Origin of the sequence: Microcoleus pseudofavosus SVA1_A4 (assembly GCF_036700565.1) — a bacterium.
In the GTDB taxonomy this organism is placed as follows: Bacteria; Cyanobacteriota; Cyanobacteriia; order Cyanobacteriales; family Microcoleaceae; genus Microcoleus.
Genome location: NZ_JAUBPE010000149.1, coordinates 1 through 4,609 on the forward strand (window position 1 = coordinate 1; position 4,609 = coordinate 4,609).

At 45.0% G+C, this 4,609-nt stretch carries 6 protein-coding genes and 2 pseudogenes; 6 read left to right on the forward strand and 2 right to left on the reverse strand.

All coding sequences use genetic code 11. From position 1 onward, the window contains the following. Positions 1-57 precede the first annotated feature (57 nt). Positions 58-183, reverse strand: coding sequence for a hypothetical protein (locus tag QUA02_RS32695; protein ID WP_333033889.1), 126 nt, complete (start codon positions 181-183; stop codon positions 58-60). 96 nt (positions 184-279) lie between these two features. Beyond that, a pseudogene (locus tag QUA02_RS32700) lies at positions 280-420 on the reverse strand (helix-turn-helix domain-containing protein); the annotation flags it as partial. 340 nt (positions 421-760) lie between these two features. Between QUA02_RS32700 and QUA02_RS32705 the strand changes: the two are divergent. From QUA02_RS32705 to QUA02_RS33800, 6 genes and pseudogenes are all read left to right on the forward strand, one after another. Beyond that, complete coding sequence (locus QUA02_RS32705; RefSeq protein WP_333033881.1) at positions 761-1,120, forward strand: YciI family protein; 360 nt, start codon at positions 761-763, stop codon at positions 1,118-1,120. Between the two features lie 175 nt (positions 1,121-1,295). After that, on the forward strand, positions 1,296-1,748 hold the full coding sequence (locus QUA02_RS32710; RefSeq protein ID WP_333033883.1) for a YybH family protein: 453 nt from the start codon (positions 1,296-1,298) through the stop codon (positions 1,746-1,748). Between the two features lie 37 nt (positions 1,749-1,785). Beyond that, positions 1,786-2,217, forward strand: coding sequence for a YciI family protein (locus QUA02_RS32715; RefSeq protein ID WP_333033884.1), 432 nt, complete (start codon positions 1,786-1,788; stop codon positions 2,215-2,217). An 88-nt stretch (positions 2,218-2,305) separates the two neighbouring features. Beyond that, positions 2,306-2,719 carry a VOC family protein gene (locus QUA02_RS32720; protein WP_333033885.1) on the forward strand — a complete coding sequence of 138 codons (414 nt, stop codon included), beginning with the start codon at positions 2,306-2,308 and terminating at the stop codon, positions 2,717-2,719. Positions 2,720-2,817: 98 nt separating this feature from the next. Beyond that, on the forward strand, positions 2,818-3,225 hold the full coding sequence (locus QUA02_RS32725) for a VOC family protein (RefSeq protein ID WP_333033886.1): 408 nt from the start codon (positions 2,818-2,820) through the stop codon (positions 3,223-3,225). A gap of 296 nt (positions 3,226-3,521) precedes the next feature. Further along, positions 3,522-4,609, forward strand: a pseudogene (locus tag QUA02_RS33800) (IS1634 family transposase); the annotation flags it as partial.

The following is a 4,609-nucleotide window of genomic DNA, read 5'->3' on the forward strand; positions in this document are numbered from 1 at the left end:
GTTTTTGGCTGGCATACACTATAACTAATGATTGCTTATTTTTTTATATTATACAATCTAGCTGCGTCTCAGCTTATCACCTTTGATAAAACGAGCAAATGCCAGGTCTACTCGCTTCACCATGTCCTGCAAGACATCGGCATGGATATCTTTGTACCATTCTCTTTCTGTCTTGAGAGACACAAGTGAGCGTTTCTGTCCGTAATACTCAGGATGTTCCCTTGGGGATGCAATACTGCATACCAGTGGACAGGCATTAACTGAACACCTGTTCATTTCAAACCAATCAAATCTGTCTGCCAACAAAAAATTGTATTGATGCCGTAGCATATCGAGCCATTTGCTCATACGGCGTCTTTGGTCGGACGTTGGCAGTAGTTTGAACTGGTAGGCTAGTTTCATGAGACAATTGTACTGCATATTTAATGTAAATACAATCGTGAAACAAACAGAAACAACAACGTTTAGGCTTACTTCAGAAGAAAAAGAGGTTCTGGTCAAGTATTGCGAGTTAACATCTCGAACCCAAAGCGATGTGTTTAGAGAATTCCTACGAACATTACAAAAGAAATTGTCAAAGAAGGGGGTGTTGAACCCCCCTCTTTGACCCGCATTCCTCTCAACGCTGACCCGTATAGGGTACAGCGTGAGGCTCCTGCGGCTTTAGCTGAAAAAATTTTTTGGTCCGCTGTCGATTTGCAGCCTCGCCGAACGACTACTAAATGAAGGCGACTATCTCAGATCGAATTTTGGAGCAACGATGAAATACATATTGCTGATTTACAGCGACGAAAATGCCTGGACTGAAAGCGAGCGGCAGCAATGCTACGCAAAGTCTTTGCAGCTAACCCAAGAACTGCAAGCGAACGGTCAATATTTGGGTGCTTCGCCGCTACACTCGATCGCCACAGCAACCAGTATTCGAGTGCGTGACGGCAAAAAACTTGTCACCGATGGGCCGTTTGCGGAGACGCGCGAACAACTCGGCGGCTACTTTCTGATCGATGCCAAGGATCTTGACGAAGCGATCGCGATCGCAGCACGCCTACCAAGCGCCAGTAAAGGTACGGTTGAAATTCGCCCGATCGTGGAACTGTCGGGCTTGCCATCAGACCAGTAGTTGCCGTCAATACCGCTCAACGCAAACTTCCACATCCGCACGGACAAACTTTTTCAGAAAAAATGTTCAACTTGTCGATCGCGCGCACCTCTATTCGACTAGATGGTAGAGCAAGGGTTAGGAGTTTTCAATCTGCGCCCGGAAAACCAATCGACATCAACAAGGAGATACCACTATGACTATGACAACCGAAATCACCAAAACACAAGACGAAGCCCAGATTCGACAAGTCATCGCAGATACGGCCAGTGCCATCTGCGCCAAAGACCTCGATCGCATCATGGCGCACTACGCCCAAGATGTGATTATTTTCGATGCAATACCGCCGTTCCAAACCAAAGGTGGAGATGAATTTCGACGGACGTGGGAGGCGTGCCTGCCTTGCTTCCCGGACTCCTTCGGGATTGAGATGCGAGACCTCAGCCTTACCGTGAGCGGTGATTTGGCGATCGCGCACTGGCTTTTTCACTTCACAGGGATGCCAAAAGATCACCCAGGGGCGCAGATGTGGATGCGAATGACCTCTGCGTGCCAGCGGAAGCAGGGCAGATGGCAGATTGTGCACGAGCATTGCTCTGTACCCTTCGATCCAGAAACGTCTCAAGCCGTTTTGACGATCGCACCTTAGCCCAGCTCAACAACCACAAACAAAAGGAGATTTCACGATGAAAGTCATAGTTCTAGTCAAAGCTACCCAAGACTCAGAGGCAGGCGTCATGCCCAGCGAACAGCTTCTGACGGAAATGGGGCAGTACAACGAAGCATTGGTCAAGGCGGGAATTATGCTCGCTGGCGAAGGGCTGCATCCCAGCTCAAAAGGAGCGCGGGTGACGTTTTCAGGCACAAATCGGAGCGTGATTGACGGGCCGTTCACAGAGACAAAAGAGCTGATTGCCGGGTTCTGGATCTGGCAAGTGCAGTCGATGGACGAAGCCATCGCCTGGGTCAAACGCTGCCCCAACCCGATGCCAGGAGAATCCGCGATCGAAATTCGCCCGATCTTTACAGCAGAGGACTTCGGCGAATCCTTCACGCCCGAACTCAGGGAACAGGAAGAACGCCTTCGGGCGGGGGCAGAACAACTCCAGCGTTCTTGAGGGCATAAATACTGCCTAACTTTTCGTCCGGCAGCCACATCATTTCGCCTGAATGGATTGCTCGATCGACTATTAACCAAAGGAGTACATGATGCAATCGAATATTTATCTATTTTTTGACGGTGAATGCGAAGCTGCATTTAAATTCTACGAACAGTGTTTAGGTGGCAAAATCGACGACATGATGACCTATGGGGATGGGCCCATGTCTGAGGAAATTCCCTCCGAACAGCGCGATCGAATCATGCACGCCAACTTAACTGTTGGTGCAATGGTATTGATGGGTTCTGACACTCCACCCGATTCCTTTACAAAACCACAGGGATTCTCTGTGAATCTTCAATTTGACGATCTGGTCGAAGCGGAGCGGATCTTTCACAAGTTGGCAGAAAACGGAACGGTAAAGATGCCATTCCAAGAGACCTTCTGGTCTACCCGTTTTGGAATGCTTGTCGATCGATTTGGCACACCGTGGATGATTAATGCCCAGCAAGCTACCTAACCCTTTCAAGTTTGCTCACAAGCGTTACCCTACAATTCAAACATTAGCGAAAAATCGCTAATGTTTCACCTTGCGATCGAAGTTAAAAAGGAGAAAACATGGCTACTAAAATTTTCGTGAATTTACCCGTCAAAAATCTCGATCGGTCCGTCGAATTTTTTACTAAACTTGGATTCAGTTTTAACGCCCAATTTACTGACGAAACTGCCACTTGTATGGTTGTGAGCGAAGACATCTTCGTCATGCTCTTGACAGAAGCCAAGTTCAAGGAATTTACACCCAACCCAATTTGCGATGCCACCAAGAGTACAGAAGTGCTGGTGTGCTTGTCTTCCCAGAGCCGAGAAGAAGTGGATAAAATGATTGGCAAGGCAGTTGCTGCTGGCGGAACGACTTACAATGAACCGAAAGACTACGGATTTATGTATAGTCATGGCTTTCAGGATTTAGATGGCCACATTTGGGAAATTATGTTCATGGAACCCAGCGCAGTAAATCAAGGTTAGGCATTTTCAATCTGCTTCCTGAAAACAATACAAAGCTCTTCTCAATGGGTCCAAGTTAGTGATTGCATTGAGAAGAGCGATCGAATATCCAAAAATCCAAAAAGGGTGCATCTCAGTTTGGCAAATCCCTGAAAAAATGGCTAAAATGAAAAATTTAGTAACCCACATTCCGCAGGTCTTTAAATAGAATTGATGGTTATAAATTTTAAAAATTCAAGCCTGAAGTGATTACTGGGTAATCACTTCAGGCTTTTTTGAGTTACAATGAACGAATTAGGAGCCAAGAGGAAAAAACCATGAATGAGCATCAAGAAGCCATAAAAGTCCTAGATTTAGACCATCTAGGAATAGTAGCAGGCATAATAGACGAGATGGAATTAGTAGAAGAAGTCAATAAAATAGTAGGAATAACAACCCAAGAAATGCTCAGCCCAGGACAAGTCATGAAAGCAATGATTTTGAATGGACTAGGATTTTTAAGCGCCCCATTATACATATTCGAGGAATTTTTCGTAGGCAAAGCAACATCACATCTAATAGGAAAGGGAATACTACCCGAACATCTCAACGACGATAGACTGGGAAGAGCCCTCGATAAATATTACCAAATAGGAACCACAAAACTCTTCACAACAATCGCCATAAAAGCCGCCCATAAATTCCCAGTAAAAATGAACAGCATCCATTGAGATGGAAGTTCAATGTACGTACAAGGAGAATATAAAAACCAAGTTAAAAACAGCGACCAAATAGAAAAAGAACCAGAACCAGAAACATCCGAAATGAAACCAATAGAAATAGTTCACGGATACTCGAGAGACCATCGACCCGACCTGAAACAATTGATCATAGACATGATTGTAACAGGAGACGGAGACATACCACTATATCTAAAAATAGATTCAGGAAATATCGACGACAAAAGCGTATTCGTATCAAGACTAAAAGAATTCAAAAAGCAGTGGACATTTGAAGGAATCTGCGTAGCAGACAGCGCCTTATACACCAGGGAAAACCTATCAGCAATGACAGGAATCAAATGGATAACAAGAGTCCCATTAAGCATAAAATCAGGCCAAGAGAAAATCGTAGACATCCAAGAAAGCGAATGGCAAGCAAGCTCAAAAAAAGGATATAAGATAGCAGAAAGAGGCAGCGAATATGGAAACATCAAACAAAGATGGTTAGTCAGAGAAAGTGAACTCAGGAAACAAGCAAGCATCAAACAAATAGACAAACAAGTAAACAAACAAGAATTAAGCGCTCAAGCCGCACTACGCAAGCTTTCCCGGCAAAAATTTGCCTGTGTTGCCGACGCAGAAACCGCCATAAAAAATCTATCAGACACATGGAAATATCACCAAATTACCGAAATTGAATGTCA